General features: G+C 72.3%; 15 protein-coding genes. 2 read left to right on the plus strand and 13 right to left on the minus strand.

All coding sequences use genetic code 11. The annotated features are described in order from the left end of the window. Positions 1-24: 24 nt before the first annotated feature. Together ACIP64_RS02435 and ACIP64_RS02440 are read right to left on the minus strand one after the other, a co-directional pair. Positions 25-1,344 (minus strand): PhoH family protein, encoded by a 1,320-nt coding sequence (locus ACIP64_RS02435; RefSeq protein WP_319658749.1) that lies wholly within the window; start codon positions 1,342-1,344, stop codon positions 25-27. Between the two features lie 648 nt (positions 1,345-1,992). After that, complete coding sequence (locus tag ACIP64_RS02440; protein ID WP_401580797.1) at positions 1,993-2,766, minus strand: isoprenyl transferase; 774 nt, start codon at positions 2,764-2,766, stop codon at positions 1,993-1,995. Positions 2,767-2,877: 111 nt separating this feature from the next. Here ACIP64_RS02440 and mgrA point away from each other — a divergent pair, with 111 nt between their 5' ends. Beyond that, positions 2,878-3,918 carry an L-glyceraldehyde 3-phosphate reductase gene (gene mgrA / locus ACIP64_RS02445; protein WP_401580799.1) on the plus strand — a complete coding sequence of 347 codons (1,041 nt, stop codon included), beginning with the start codon at positions 2,878-2,880 and terminating at the stop codon, positions 3,916-3,918. A gap of 33 nt (positions 3,919-3,951) precedes the next feature. Here mgrA and ACIP64_RS02450 read toward each other — a convergent pair whose 3' ends face one another. Then, positions 3,952-4,662, minus strand: a complete 711-nt coding sequence (locus ACIP64_RS02450; protein ID WP_401580801.1) for a prepilin peptidase — start codon at positions 4,660-4,662, stop codon at positions 3,952-3,954. Positions 4,663-4,707: 45 nt separating this feature from the next. On the opposite strand from ACIP64_RS02450, the gene ACIP64_RS02455 reads away from it, so the two are divergent. Beyond that, positions 4,708-5,067: a DUF192 domain-containing protein gene (locus ACIP64_RS02455; RefSeq protein ID WP_401581154.1), complete on the plus strand. Its 360-nt coding sequence runs from the start codon at positions 4,708-4,710 to the stop codon at positions 5,065-5,067. Between the two features lie 408 nt (positions 5,068-5,475). Here the strand turns inward: ACIP64_RS02455 and ACIP64_RS02460 are convergent, their stop codons facing one another. The 10 genes from ACIP64_RS02460 to cpaB form a co-directional block, all read right to left on the minus strand. Next, a complete protein-coding gene (locus ACIP64_RS02460; RefSeq protein ID WP_401580803.1) occupies positions 5,476-6,108 on the minus strand; it encodes an OmpA family protein in 633 nt (210 codons plus the stop codon). A gap of 3 nt (positions 6,109-6,111) precedes the next feature. After that, positions 6,112-6,495, minus strand: a complete 384-nt coding sequence (locus ACIP64_RS02465; protein WP_401580804.1) for a hypothetical protein — start codon at positions 6,493-6,495, stop codon at positions 6,112-6,114. Positions 6,496-6,719: 224 nt separating this feature from the next. Then, positions 6,720-7,304 carry a pilus assembly protein TadG-related protein gene (locus tag ACIP64_RS02470; protein WP_401581156.1) on the minus strand — a complete coding sequence of 195 codons (585 nt, stop codon included), beginning with the start codon at positions 7,302-7,304 and terminating at the stop codon, positions 6,720-6,722. Further along, positions 7,301-7,504: a hypothetical protein gene (locus ACIP64_RS02475; RefSeq protein WP_401580806.1), complete on the minus strand. Its 204-nt coding sequence runs from the start codon at positions 7,502-7,504 to the stop codon at positions 7,301-7,303. The genes ACIP64_RS02470 and ACIP64_RS02475 overlap by 4 nt, the downstream gene beginning before the upstream one ends. Before the next feature lie 269 nt (positions 7,505-7,773). Further along, complete coding sequence (locus ACIP64_RS02480; protein ID WP_401580807.1) at positions 7,774-8,661, minus strand: DUF5936 domain-containing protein; 888 nt, start codon at positions 8,659-8,661, stop codon at positions 7,774-7,776. Positions 8,662-8,677: 16 nt separating this feature from the next. Beyond that, positions 8,678-9,616, minus strand: a complete 939-nt coding sequence (locus ACIP64_RS02485; protein ID WP_401580809.1) for a type II secretion system F family protein — start codon at positions 9,614-9,616, stop codon at positions 8,678-8,680. Further along, positions 9,613-10,950 (minus strand): CpaF family protein, encoded by a 1,338-nt coding sequence (locus ACIP64_RS02490; RefSeq protein ID WP_401580811.1) that lies wholly within the window; start codon positions 10,948-10,950, stop codon positions 9,613-9,615. Before ACIP64_RS02490 ends, ACIP64_RS02485 begins: the two co-directional genes overlap by 4 nt. Then, positions 10,947-11,330: a TadE/TadG family type IV pilus assembly protein gene (locus ACIP64_RS02495; RefSeq protein WP_401580813.1), complete on the minus strand. Its 384-nt coding sequence runs from the start codon at positions 11,328-11,330 to the stop codon at positions 10,947-10,949. Before ACIP64_RS02495 ends, ACIP64_RS02490 begins: the two co-directional genes overlap by 4 nt. Beyond that, positions 11,327-12,895, minus strand: coding sequence for a CpaE family protein (locus tag ACIP64_RS02500; RefSeq protein ID WP_401580815.1), 1,569 nt, complete (start codon positions 12,893-12,895; stop codon positions 11,327-11,329). Before ACIP64_RS02500 ends, ACIP64_RS02495 begins: the two co-directional genes overlap by 4 nt. Then, a complete protein-coding gene (gene cpaB / locus ACIP64_RS02505) occupies positions 12,892-13,605 on the minus strand; it encodes a Flp pilus assembly protein CpaB (protein WP_401580817.1) in 714 nt (237 codons plus the stop codon). The genes ACIP64_RS02500 and cpaB overlap by 4 nt, the downstream gene beginning before the upstream one ends. Between the last annotated feature and the right edge of the window lie 10 nt (positions 13,606-13,615).

A 13,615-nucleotide genomic window follows, 5' to 3' on the forward strand; every position in this document is an offset into this window, starting at 1 on the left:
TGTCGGGCCCGTTCCGTCATCGCGTCACGTCCGCCCGTCCTCCAGCATCTCGGTGACGAGCGCGGCGATCGGCGAGCGCTCGGAGCGGGTCAGCGTGATGTGGGCGAAGAGCGGGTGCCCCTTCAGCTTCTCCACAACGGCGACCACGCCGTCGTACCGACCCACCCTCAAGTTGTCGCGCTGGGCGACGTCATGAGTGAGAACAACCCGGGAGTTCTGCCCGATGCGCGACAGAACGGTCAAAAGGACATTGCGCTCCAGGGACTGCGCCTCGTCCACGATCACGAAGGCGTCGTGCAGCGAGCGCCCGCGGATGTGGGTCAGGGGCAGGACCTCCAGCATGCCGCGCGCCACGACCTCCTCGATGACGTCCTTGGACGTCACCGCGCCCAGGGTGTCGAAGACCGCCTGGGCCCAGGGGCTCATCTTCTCGGCCTCGCTGCCCGGCAGGTAGCCCAGCTCCTGCCCGCCCACGGCGTACAGCGGCCGGAAGACCATCACCTTCTGGTGCTGCTGACGCTCCAGCACCGCCTCGAGGCCCGCGCACAGCGCGAGCGCCGACTTGCCGGTGCCGGCCCGGCCGCCCATCGACACGATGCCGACGTCCGGGTCGAGCAGCAGGTCGAGCGCGATCCGCTGCTCGGCGCTGCGCCCGTGGATGCCGAACGCCTCCCGGTCGCCGCGCACCAGCCGCACACGCCCGTCGGCCGTGACCCGGCCGAGCGCCTTGCCGCGCTCGGACTGCAGGACCAGCCCCGTGTGCACCGGCAGCCCGTCCGCCTCGGGCAGGTCGACGACCTCGCTCTGGAAGAGCTCGTCCACCTGCTCGGCGGGGACCACCACCTCCTCCATACCGGTCCAGCCCGAGGTGATCGCCAGCTCGGCCCGGTACTCCTCGGCCAGCAGGCCGACGGAGGACGCCTTGACCCGCAGCGGCAGGTCCTTGGACACGACGGTCACGTCGTAGCCCTCGGCCTGCAGGTTGCGGGCCACCGCCAGGATGCGCGAGTCGTTGTCGCCGAGCCGGAAGCCGGCCGGCAGCACGCCCGGGTCCGAATGGTTCAGCTCGACGCGCAGGGTGCCGCCCAGCTCGCCGATCGGGATGGGCGCGTCCAGCCGCCCGTACCGGACCCGGTACTCGTCGAGCAGCCGCAACGCCTGGCGGGCGAAGTAACCGAGCTCCGGGTGGTGGCGCTTGGCCTCCAACTCGGTCACCACCACGACCGGGAGTACCACCTCGTGCTCGTCGAAGCGGAGGAGGGCATGCGGGTCGGCAAGCAGCACGCTGGTGTCGAGTACGTATGTGCGCCGGTCGTGCTCACGGCGATTCTTGCTGGTCACCACGTGTGGACGAACCCCCTCGGAAGAGGTCGGGGTGCGACGGCGTCGCGCGGGACAGGGCCGGGAGCGACCACCAGGGCCGAACCACGGCCCTTCGAGTCGACGCGGTCAGTGCCGTCCGAGTCAAGTGCTGAGAACGGCACGTCCGTGAGCAAAGGGCCTCCCGGGCGGACAGCCAGGTGCCGTCCGCTGCTGTCCGACATCCATGGGCCGGATGTCGGTCTGACGGATCTATTCCCTCGAAAGTGGAGGCCTATGCGACTGCATATGACAGCCGTTGGCCCAAGCCCGCGCGTCTCCGCTGCTTCTCCGGCCGTTTTCCCACCGGCCCCCACAGCGCAATCCGGCCACGTCCGTCACGGCATTCGGCCCTGCCCGGTGTGGCGCATCTCTCATCGCGGGCGCCCGTACGGGCCCGCGACCTGCGGCCACGGCTCCGCGGAGGGTGTGCGCGAGATCCTGCGGCGGACACCGCGAGCAGCGGTCACGGGCTGCCCCGTCACACGACCGCGCGGCAGGTCCGGCGTACGGAGGGCGGCGCGAAGGCCCTCGTGGAGGGCGCGCAAGGCGCCGCGGCGGTACTCCGAACGGGTGCTCCACCCCGGCGTGTCGTTTCACGCCCGCAAACCCGACCCCGGGGGGCCGGCGCCGTCAGGTCCCGTAGCGGCGGTGGCGGGCGGTGTAGTCGCGCAGCGCCCGCAGGAAGTCGACCTTGCGGAACGCCGGCCAGAAGACCTCGCAGAAGTAGTACTCCGAGTGGGCGCTCTGCCACAGCATGAAGCCCGACAGCCGCTGCTCGCCGGAGGTCCGGATGACGAGGTCGGGGTCGGGCTGGCCGCGGGTGTAGAGGTGCTCCGCGATGTGGTCGATGTCGAGGATCTCCGCGAGGTCCTCGATGGAGGTGCCGCGTCCGGCGTGCTCGTGGAGCAGGGAGCGGACCGCGTCCGCGATCTCCTGCCGGCCGCCGTATCCCACGGCGACGTTCACGAGTATGCCCTCGACGCCCTCGGTGGCCTGCTCGGCCTCCTTGAGGACGGACTGCGTCCGCGACGGCAGGAGGTCCTTCGCCCCGACGTGGTGGACGCGCCAGCGGCCGCTCGACGCGAGCCCGCGGACCGCGTCCTCGATGATGCCGAGCAGCGGGACGAGCTCCTCCGCCGGACGGTCGAGATTGTCGGTGGACAGCATCCACAGCGTCACGACCTCGACGCCGGTCTCCTCGGACCACCCCAGCATTTCGGTGATCTTGTCCGCGCCGGCCCGGTGGCCCTGCTCGGTCGTGCGCGCCGCGGCCTTGGCCCAGCGGCGGTTGCCGTCCAGGATCACACCGATGTGCTTGGGGCTCTGGGCCGGATCCAGCCGCCGCTCCACCCGGTGGGCATACAGGTCGGTCAACCTGAGGCGTACCAGGTCGCGCAGATTCATTGCCGGGCCCCTCCTGCGGTCGTCCCCCCGCGGCAACACTAACGCGCCTCCCCGCGGGGCGCCGAACCGGGTGCGCGGGCCGCCGGGTGCCCTCGTGATAGGACGACTTCCGTGGATATTCGCACTCTCTACCGCGCCGCCGACGAGCGCTACGACGCCATGGAGTACCGCCGGTCGGGCCGCAGCGGCCTGAAGCTCCCGGCGATCTCGCTCGGCCTCTGGCACAACTTCGGCGACGACCGCACCCTCGACTCCCAGCGCGCCATCCTGCGCCGCGCGTTCGACCTCGGCGTCACGCACTTCGACCTGGCCAACAACTACGGCCCGCCCTACGGTTCGGCCGAGTCCAACTTCGGCACGATCTTCGCCCAGGACTTCCGCCCCTACCGCGACGAACTGGTCGTCTCCACCAAGGCCGGCTACGACATGTGGCCCGGCCCGTACGGCGAATGGGGCAGCCGCAAGTACCTGCTGTCCTCCCTCGACCAGTCCCTGGGCCGCATGGGCCTGGACTACGTCGACATCTTCTACTCGCACCGCTACGACCCCGAGACCCCGCTGGAGGAGACGATGGGCGCCCTGGCGTCCGCCGTCCGGCAGGGCAAGGCGCTGTACGTCGGCATCTCCTCGTACGGCCCGCAGCGCACCCGCGAGGCGGCCCGCCTGCTGCGCGAGATGGGCGTGCCGGCCCTGATCCACCAGCCCTCCTACTCCATGATCAACCGCTGGGTCGAGGACGAGGGCCTGCTCGACGTCCTGGACGACGAGGGCATGGGCTGCATCCCCTTCGTCCCCCTGGCCCAGGGCCTGCTGACGGACAAGTACCTCAACGGGATCCCGGAGGGCTCGCGCGCCGCCCAGGGCAAGTCGCTCGACCCGACGCTGATCACCGACGAGGTCGTCCGCCGGCTGCGCGGCCTGAACGACATCGCCGCCGGCCGGGGGCAGTCCCTGGCCCAGCTCGCGCTGAGCTGGGTGCTGCGCGACCCGCGGATCACCTCGGCCCTGATCGGCGCGAGCAGCGTCGCCCAGCTGGAGGCCAACGTGGGCGCGGTCGGCGCCCCGGCCCTCACCGCCGACGAGCTCGCGCAGATCGACACCTTCGCCCTGGAGTCGGGCGTCAACCTCTGGTCGCGCAGCAGCGAGGCGTGACCGGGAGCACCACCGCACCGTCCGGCGTCCTGGTCAGGGGAGCAGCAGCACCCCGGCCAGGGCGCCGGCCAGCATGAACGGCCCGAAGGGCAGCGGCGTCCGGCGGTCCGCCCGGCGGGCCGCCAGCAGCGCCAGCCCGGCCACGGCGCCCAGCAGGAAGGCCGTGAAGGTCCCGGCCACCAGCGTGTCCCACCCGTACCAGCCCAGCACGAGCCCCGCGGTCGGGGCGAGTTTGACGTCCCCGAAGCCCATGCCGCCGGGGTTGACCAGGTGCAGGACGAGATGGAGCAGCCCGAGCGCCAGCCCCCCGAGCAGGGCGCGCGGCCACGACCCGGCGTGGCCGGGAACCAGCCAGGCGGCCCCGAGCAGGACCGCCGTCCCCGCGGCGGCGGGGAGCGTCAGCACGTCGGGCAGCCGCAGCACCGCCAGGTCGACCCGGGCGAGCAGCACCGCGAGCGGCACCAGCAGCAGCCAGACGGCGAGCTCGGGCCGCGCCCCCGTGCGGCCGGCCAGCGCCGCGCACAGCGCCGCCGTGCACAGGGCGTACCAGCGGCCGTCCGCCCACCACGCGCCGCGCACCGGCCCCAGCCAGCCCGGCACTCCCGCCGGGTACGGCTCCCCTTCGGGGCCCGCCGTCCGCCACGACTGCTCCTCGCCGACCGCCAGACGGTGCGCCGCACGCGGCAGGACGAGACCCGCGACCGTTCCCCAGACGGCGGCCGCGACGATCGGATAGACATGCACCGGGCGACAGTACACGGGCCCGCGACCCGAAGGGACGTGACCGCAATGCGCACCCGCCTGCACGACGGCACCGCGCAACTGCGCCTGCCCGGCGGTGCGGTGCCGCTGGAGGTCGCCGCCTCCTACCGTGCCCGCACGCGCGGTCTGCTGGGGCGTGACGGTGTCACCGGCGCCCTGCTGCTGACGCCCGCCGCGAGCGTCCACACCCTCGGCATGCGGTTCGCCATCGACGTCGCCTACCTCGACCGGCGGCTGCGCGTACTGGCCGTGCGCACCATGGCCCCGGGCCGCCTCGGCCGGCCGCGGTTGCGGGCCCGGCACGTGCTGGAGGCGGAGGCGGGCGCGATGTCCGGCTGGGGGCTGGTGCCCGGCGTGACGGTGGGCGTGGAACCCGCGGGCCACTGACACCCGGGGCACCCGGGGCGGCGCCGCGGCGGTTCCCCAGAGGCATCCCGTGATCACGGTGCGTGTTCGGCGCCCCGACCCGGACGGGAAAAGGAGACGGGCCGGTCCGCAGGGGGGGAGAGCGGACCGGCCCGAGGGGGGGGGCTTCCAAGGTACCGCGTATCCGCCGCATTGCAGGACCAAGGTCATGAGGGAGATGTGAAGGTTCCCTTCAGAAAGGGCCCCACACGGAATCCGATTCACCCCTTTGGCCCAATAAGCGGCGTCCTTCTCCCCAAAACATACCGATGGCGTGCCTGTTTCATCACTCCGCGTGACGGGCGGGCGGCCGGGGAATTTAATCACCCATGGGCCTCGCGTACCCCGCCCGGGTGAGTCGCGCCGTTGACCCGCGGCCGCCCGCACGCCTCAGGAAGGCCGGAACGTGATCTCCACCCGGCGGTTCTGCTTGCGGCCCGCCTCGGTGGAGTTGTCGGCGATCGGATAGTCCTCGCTGTAGCCGCGGACCTGGAAGGAATGGCTGTCGTTCCCGAGCGAGGCCAGCTCCCCGGAGAGGATCTTGTAGACCGCGTCGGCCCGCTTCTTGGACAGCACTTGGCCGTGCTCGTAGGAGCCGAGGTTGTCCGTGAAGCCGAACACCCGGATCGGCTGCGTCACGTTCCTGGCATCGATGTCGGACGCGATCGCCCGGATCCGCGCCGTCGCGGCCGGGTTGAGCTTCGCGCTGTCCTTCGGGAACAGCACGTCGGACTGGAGGGCGTACGTGACCGAGGAGTTGGACTCCTCGTGCCGCTCCTCCCCGTCGTCGGCGGAGGCGTCCTCGGACGAGGACCCGTCCGTCACCGACACGATGTCCAGCACCTTCGGCGGCGCCAGCTTCGCGCCCTCCGGGAGCTCCAGGTCCGGGTCGTCCGCGTCGACCGGCGTCGGCGCGGACGGGGTCGGCTGCGCCGTCGGATCGTCGTCCGCGTGCGCCACCGGCGTGACGAGCGTCAGCGCGAGGCCCAGCACGGCGGCGGCCACGGGCCGGGGACGGGGCATGACTCACCCCTCCGAAAGCGTGATCTTGGCCGGGGGCATCGTCGGCAACTGGAACTCCACCTCGGTGGTGGTGGCCGGCGGAGCCGGGAACTGCGCAAAGATCGGCCGGGTCTCGCCCGGCTTGATCAGGTTGAGGCCCATGGTGCACAAGCACTTGCCCTCGGTGTCGCGCAGCACGTAGTAGCGCTTCTTGCCCGCCTCGTCGACGATCACGGCTCCCGCGACGGATGCGCCGGACTTCTGGACCGCGATCTCCTGCCCCACCCATGACGTGGCGTTGAAGATCGATGTGCCGTTGTTCGTGAGTGTGCCCCTGACGGTGACGAAGCCGCCCGAATCACGCACGGCCTCGTTCAAGGTGATCGTGATGTCCTTCTCGCCCTTCATCTGGGCCAGGATCTGTGCGGGCTCAGCGGACGGAGACCCGCCGTCCGCGCCGGGGCTGCTGGGTGCGGCGCCGGACTTGGAGGGAGCCTTGCCCTCCGGCTTTCCGTCGTCACCACCGCCCCCGCAACCGGTCAGGGCAAGGGCCAGACCCGCCGTGACAGCCACGACGGCCATACCCCTGCGGGCGTTGTGCCGTTGCCGGAATCGCATCGGTCCCCCGTTCCTCACTCGCTGAGATGGACGGAGTAGAACTCCGCCAGGTTCAGGTCGAAGTCGTCGGCGGTCGGGTCCACGCTCAGGTCGCCCTTGTCGCAGGTGAACTTCACCGAGTCGCCGTCCTTGTCGTCCACCGTGCACACGGCCTCGACCACGGCGGTGGCGGTGGCTCGCGCGTGCATGCTCTCCGTGCCGTCCACGACCGACTTGCCCACTGTCCCCTGGGTGTGGAGGGAGACCCGCGCACCGCGCGGGCCGCTGACGAGCTCGCACGTGTCGATCGCCGCGTCGTTCCGTGCCGCGAAGTCGTCGGCTGCGCCACAGGCGCCGGCTCCGTCCATCGGGTTCCCCGCCAGGAGATCTGTCAGCCGGTCGAGGTCACCCGCCTTCAGCGCATCGAGAAAGTCGTCGCGGACGCCGTCCCGGGTCTCCCTGGCGGCGGCGAGCGCTGCCGCGTCAGCGGCGGTCTGCGCACTGTTGCGTACGGAGGAGGCCTGGCCCACGGCAAAGAACGCGAAGGCGAGGAAGAACAGGGCCCCGACGGCCACGATGTAGAGGCCGAGCGTCTGACCCGCGTCTCCGCGCCCGATCAGCCGCTGCCGACGATGTTGCTGATCGCCGTCATGATGCCGTCCTTGACGGCCTGTCCGATGTCCGTGGTCGCCAGCACCCCGATGATCACGGCGATCACCACCGCGATCCCCAGGTACTCGAAGGACGTCTGCCCCGCGTCGCCGCCGGCACGGCCCCGCATCCGCAGTGCCGTCAGCCGTTTCACAACCCACCTGCTCATCTCTCGTGCCCCAAACCGTAGTCACGTGATGTACGCCGGCCGCGCCCCTTGCGTCGGCCGGGCTCTGGCTGTTGCGGCGGGACAGGGCTGCGGCGAGGTTCACGGTGCGCCGCCTCCCCTCGGGCCAACCCGCTGCGGTCCATGCTCGATTGCAGGTGCAAATATGGTTGCGACTGCAAAGGTACACCGCAGTCGCGGACTTCCGCACCCGATGGCGCGGGCATGGGTCAATACCCGTCCCGGGCCCCGGCCATTCCCCCATGTCCCCCTCACCCCAGCAGATCGCCGAAGTTGATCCGGGAACCGAGGATCGTCCCGGTCATGAGGAGGATCATCGTCGCGGGCACGAGCAGCGTCGTGATGACGCCTGTCGCGCGCGGCACCGTACGGGCCGCGCGGCGGCGGGCGTTCTGCGCCTCGGTGCGCCGCATGTCCGTCGCGATCTGGAGCAGCGTGCGCGCGATGGGCGCGCCCAGTTCCTCGCCCTGCTGGAGGGCGGAGACGAACTGGCCCACCTGCTCGCTGCTGTTGCGCCTGCGCAACTGGTCGAAGGCGTCCCGGCGGCTGACGCCGACGTCCATCTGGCGCAGGGCGATGCGGATCTCGTCGCTCCAAGGCCCCTTGTAGACGGAGGCGACGCGTTCGAGTGCCTGTCGGAAGCCGAGTCCGGCGCTGACGACGACCGCGAGGACGTCGAGGAAGTCCGGCAGGGTGCGCTCGATCTCGTCGCGGCGTTTGCGGACGGCGAGCCAGATGCCGAGGTCGGTCCAGCCGAGGCCGTACGCGACCATCAGCAGCGCCGCGAACCAGTTCCCTGCCCGAAGGAGGACGAGGGCCGCGAGCCCGCCCAGGGCCCCGTAGACGGCGCGGCGGGCGGCGTAGCGGTCGACGGTCAGGCCGTAGGGGTGGCCGGCGTGGTCGATGCGGGCGCGGACGCGGCTGACGCGGGCGGGCCCCATCAGGCGCAGGACGAGCGGCGCCCAGCGGATGCCGAGGCGGTCGACGGCGTTGCCGACGCGGGTGGTGCGGGTGCGGCCGACCTCCAGGGCCAGTTGGAGGTCGCTCGGCAGTTTGACCTCGGAGCGGTACAGGCCGATGCCGTAGCACAGGCCGAGGACGGCCAGCGCGGAGCCGGCGGCCAGGGCAAGGGAGATCATCGGTGTCCCATCCCCCTCACACATCGATCCGCGACATGCGGCGGATGAGGGCGAACCCCACGACGTACAGGCCGAGGGCGATGACGACGGCGATCCGTCCGGCCGTCGAGCCGGTCATCGCGGCGAGCGAGCCCGGCATGATCCGGTCCAGCAGCAGCAGCGATCCGATGCCGATGAACGGCACCGCGTAGGCCGTGACCGTGACCTGCGACATCTGGGTGCGGATCTCGCGCCGGGTCTCCTTGCGCTCCTCCAGGGTCACCGTGAGGTTCCGCAGCGACTCCACGACCGAGCCGCCGGCCCGGGAGGACAGGACGAGGGTCGAGACCAGGACGACCAGTTCCCGGCTGGGGAGGCGTTCGCGCAGTTCCTCCAGGGCGTCCTCGATGGAGTGGCCGAGTGCCATCGCGTCGGCGACCTTGCGCAGTTCCTCGCCGGCCGGCGCGTCCAGTTCCTCCGCGGCCATGCCGACGGCCGTGCGCAGGGCGAGCCCGGCCTGGGTGGCGTTGGCGAGGACGCGAGCGAGGTCGGGCAGCTGGGCGATGAAGCGTTCGGTGCGCACCCGCCGCCGCCAGCCGAGGAAGGAGCTGACCGCCCATGCCGCGAGCAGTGCGGCGATCGGCCCGAAGAAGGGCGCCAGGACGACATCGGCCACCAGCCAGGAGCCGCCGACCACGCCGACGGCCGCGGCGGTGAACTGGCCTGGGGTCAGGTTGGTGCCGGTCGCCGCGAGCCGGGCGGCGAGCCGCCGGCCCCACCCGGTGGCGCGCACGCGGCGGTCCAGTCCGGAGAAGGCGACCGCGCTGCGCCGGCCGGCCGGGACCTCGGCGAGCCGGTCGACCAGGGCGGCCCGGTCGGCGCGCCCGCCGGACCAGGCGTGCAGTCCCCACACGCCCAGCAGCAGGGCGATGCCGGTCACCCCGAGCACGGCCAGTGCCATCGTCGCGGAACTCACTTGGCCTCCCGGCTCGACAGCTCCAGTTCGGTCTCCCCGACGCCGAAGGCAGCGGGGACCGACTCCCCCGCCAGGTAGAGGCGTTCGGCCATCTCCCGCGGCACCGGCTGGTGCTGGAACCAGCCGCGGACGATCCGGTCGGCGCCCATCGGCTCGGCGCGGAAGCGGGTGGCGGTGGTGAGCCGGAAGGTGTCCCGGCCGCGGGAGGACAGCAGCGCGATCTCGGCGATGCGGCGGGTGCCGTCCACGTCCCGGCGGAGCTGGACGATCACGTCCACCGCGCTGTTGATCTGGTCCCGCAGGGCCTCGAAGGGGATCTTCACCTCGGACATCGACGCCAGGGTCTGCAGCCGCAGCACCGCGTCCTCGGCCGAGTTGGCGTGCACGGTGGCCAGCGAGCCGTCGTGGCCGGTGGACATCGCCTGGAGCATGTCGAGGGTCTCGCCGCCGCGGACCTCGCCGACGATGACGCGGTCCGGGCGCATGCGCAGCGAGTTGCGCACGAGGTCGCGGATGGTGATCCGGCCGTGGCCCTCGACGTTGGGCGGCCGGCTCTCCAGGCGGACGACGTGCTCCTGCTGGAGCTGGAGTTCGGCGGCGTCCTCGACGGTGATGATGCGCTCGCCGTCGGGGATCAGCCCGGACAGCGAGTTGAGCAGGGTGGTCTTGCCGGAGCCGGTGCCGCCGCTGACGATGATGTTGAACTTCGCCCGCACCAGCGCGGAGAGCAGCATCAGCATGTGCTCGTCGAGCGTGCCGAGCCCGATCAGCTCGTGCAGGGTGTACGCGCGTGGGAAGCGGCGGATCGTCAGGATCGGGCCTGTGAGCGAGAGCGGCGGGATGATGACGTTGACGCGCTCGCCGGACGGCAGGCGCGCATCGACCATCGGGTTCGACTCGTCCACGCGGCGGTTGACCGTGGAGACGATCCGCTCGATGGTCTGCAGCAGTTGCTCCGCGCTGCTGAAGCGGGCGGCGACGGGCTCCACCCGGCCGCCGCGTTCGATGTAGATCCGGTCCGGGCCGTTGACCATGATCTCGGTGATCGACGCGTCCTCCAGCAGCGGTTCGAGGATGCCGAGGCCGAGGGCCTCGTCGACGACCCGGCGGATGATGCCCGTGCGTTCCTTCGTGGACAGCACGGGGCCCTCGCGGCTGATGATGTGGCCCAGGACGCGCTCCAGGCGCACCCGGCGCTCGGCGGCGGCGAGCGCGGACATCTCGGCGAGGTCGATCTCCTGGAGCAGCTTGGCGCGGTAGACGGCGACGAGGTGGCCCTCCTGCGTCTGCGGGGCGGTGTCGTCGTGGGTCGCGATGCGGTCGCGCAGGCTCATCCGTCCGTCCCCTCCTCGTCCTCCCTGGGCATGGTCGCGCTGCGGGTGACGGAGCCGGGGCTCAGGCCGGGGATCACCGAGGGGATCTCGATGGTGGCCGTGGCGTGCGTGGCGTCGCCGCCGCCGTCGGTCGTCACGTTCGTGCCGTCCCGCAGCCAGGAGCTGACGGCCTGTGTGCCGGCCGCCGCGCCGCTCAGGGGGTGGTCGTGGCGGGCCTCCATGCGGGCGGCGGCGCGGGCGGCGGTGCCGGCCTGGGCCGCGGTGTAGGCCGCGATGCCCAACTGGACGCCGGCCAGGGCGATGAGCAGCAGGATCGGCAGCATCCCCAGGAACTCCAGCGAGGCGCTGCCCCGGTCCCGCCGGCGGGAGCGGCCGGTCACGGGGCGTCCACCTCCTCGTCGACCGCCGAGGCGTGGCCGTGGACCCACAGCGGGAAGTCGACGGAGCCGGGGAAGAGCACGGGCACCTTCAGTCCGACGGTCACGTCCACCATGCCGTCGGCCCTGCCGGAGTCCACGGTGACCTGGTTCCAGGCGCCCGGCAGGTCGTCGACCGCGGCCGCGCGGGCGTCCTTGCCGACGGCGGCGGCGCGGGCGGCCTGGTCGGCGGCGTGGCCGGCGAGGGTGAAGGTGTAGCCGGCGAGCACGGCCTGCCAGACCAGGATCAGCACCAGCAGGATCAGCGGTGTCATGCCGAGCGTCTCCAGCGCGACCTGGCCCTGGTCGCCACGCGCGCGCCGGCCCTTGCGGGGGACGAGGGCGCTGCCGGCCGGCCCGGACAGGCCGACCTCGGCGGCCAGCGCCCACACGCCCTGCTTGACGGTGGAGCGGTTGTCGAGGTCCTGGAGCCGTCCGGCGTCGACGACGGCCTGGAGCTCCCGGAACGCCGCCGGGACGACCGCGGCGGAGACCTTGGTCCCGGTGATGCGGGCGACCAGCGAGGGCTGGATCTCGCTGCCGCGGGTGTGCCGGTTGACGGTGACGAGGACGTCCTGCGGTTTGCGGATCTGCAGCCGGTCCCACAGGCGCACCATGCGCTTGGCGGCGCGCACGGCGACGACGTCCGGGGTGGCGACGAGCAGCGCGGTGTCGGCCGTCTCGACGGCGACCGCGTTGGCGGCGGTCATCTGGGTGCCGCAGTCCACGACGACGACCTCGTAGCGCTGCCGCAGTGCGTGCAGGACGTGCCGCGCGGAGCGGTCGGTGACCTCCTCGCCGCGTTCGCCGTCGCCGGGCGCGAGCAGCAGCGCGGGCCCGGCCTCGTGGACGTACATGGCGTCCTGGAGCACGCGGCTGGTCACGTCGGGGATGTCGGCGAGGTCGGCGACCGAGCGGCGGAACTGGACGTCGAGGTACGAGGCGATGTCGCCGCCCTGGAGGTCGAGGTCGACCAGGGCGGTGGACTTCCCCGCGGCCTGCGCGGCCAGCGCGAGCTGCACGGCGATCACGGTGGTGCCGACGCCGCCCTTCGCCCCGGCGACGGCGACCATGGTGCCGCCGGGCACGGCGGGCAACGCGGCCTGCTGCGGGCTGAGATGGCGCCGTACGCCCGCCGCCCAGCCGGCGGCCGCCTCGATGCGGGCCCCGAGTTCGTCGTACGACAGGGGCAGCGAGACGACGCCGCGCGCGCCGGCGTCCATGGCGCCGGACAGGACCGCGGGGCTGGCGTCGGCGGTGAGCAGGACGACACCGACGGCCGGGAAGCGCAGCGCGATCTCCCGGATGACCTCCAGGGCGGGCATCGGGCTGATGCGGTCGTGGACGACGACGGCCTCGGGCAGTTCGTCGATCCCGGTGTCGGCGGCCCGTGCGAGGACGTCGAGGAGGGTGGTCGAGTCGGGCAGCGCGGGGCCGGGGTCGGCACCGGGCAGCTGGTGGAGCAGGCCGGTGAGGGCGCGGGCGGTGTCGGGGTCCGGGGTGCCGGACAGGATGCGGACGCCGTTCACGAGGCGGCTCCGTCACGGGCGAGGGTGTAGGTGCGGTCGCGTGCGGACGGCGCGGTGTCGTCGCCGGGGGCGACGAGGGCGAGGCGTACGTGCCGGGCGAAGGACTCGGCGAAGGCGACGCGCTGGGCGTCCTCGGCGCCGAGGGCGAAGGTGATGGGGACGCCCTTGGCGCCGGCCCGCTGGCTGTCGGCCCCGGTGTCGAACGCCCTGATCTCCCCGACGTCGATGACCCGGGCGTTCGCCACGATGATCTTCGAGACCTCGGGGTCGGTGTCCTTGCGGGGAGCGAAGGTGGCGAAGATGTTGACCCGGGCCCCCGGTGTGATCTTGCCGGCGACGCCGGTCTCCGCGTCGATCATGATCGCGATCTCCATCTGCCCGGCCTGCAGCGCGGGCCGTTCGGCGACCATGTCGGTCTGCAGCAGCGATCCGCGCTCCAGCGGGACCGCGGCGATCTTGCCGCTGAGCTGTCCGATGTTCCGGACGGCCGTGGCGGGCAGCCAGCGCTCGGGTATGCGGACCGGTTCCAGTTGGCCGCGGCCGATGGACTCGTACGCGGGGACGTCCTTGGCCAGCCGGTACGCGGTCACCTTGGGGCCGACCTGGGAGCGCGCGTCGCCGATGACGGTGACGACGCCCGCGAACGCGGCGAGCGCACACAGCGCGGAGACCACGAGGAGGACGACGCCGCGACGCTGACGTGAGTTCATAGAGGTGGGG

Origin of the sequence: Streptomyces sp. NPDC088733, from assembly GCF_044751185.1 — a bacterium.
In the GTDB taxonomy this organism is placed as follows: Bacteria; Actinomycetota; Actinomycetes; order Streptomycetales; family Streptomycetaceae; genus Actinacidiphila.

Excerpts from the sequence above, each read along its gene's own strand:
- ACIP64_RS02440 (WP_401580797.1), bottom strand. The coding sequence starts at position 2,766 with ATGAATCTGCGCGACCTGGTACGCCTCAGGTTGACCGACCTGTATGCC.
- ACIP64_RS02455 (WP_401581154.1), top strand. The coding sequence starts at position 4,708 with ATGCGCACCCGCCTGCACGACGGCACCGCGCAACTGCGCCTGCCCGGC.
- ACIP64_RS02460 (WP_401580803.1), bottom strand. The coding sequence starts at position 6,108 with ATGCCCCGTCCCCGGCCCGTGGCCGCCGCCGTGCTGGGCCTCGCGCTG.
- ACIP64_RS02465 (WP_401580804.1), bottom strand. The coding sequence starts at position 6,495 with ATGAAGGGCGAGAAGGACATCACGATCACCTTGAACGAGGCCGTGCGT.
- ACIP64_RS02475 (WP_401580806.1), bottom strand. The coding sequence starts at position 7,504 with ATGAGCAGGTGGGTTGTGAAACGGCTGACGGCACTGCGGATGCGGGGC.
- ACIP64_RS02480 (WP_401580807.1), bottom strand. The coding sequence starts at position 8,661 with ATGATCTCCCTTGCCCTGGCCGCCGGCTCCGCGCTGGCCGTCCTCGGC.
- ACIP64_RS02490 (WP_401580811.1), bottom strand. The coding sequence starts at position 10,950 with ATGAGCCTGCGCGACCGCATCGCGACCCACGACGACACCGCCCCGCAG.
- cpaB (WP_401580817.1), bottom strand. The coding sequence starts at position 13,605 with ATGAACTCACGTCAGCGTCGCGGCGTCGTCCTCCTCGTGGTCTCCGCG.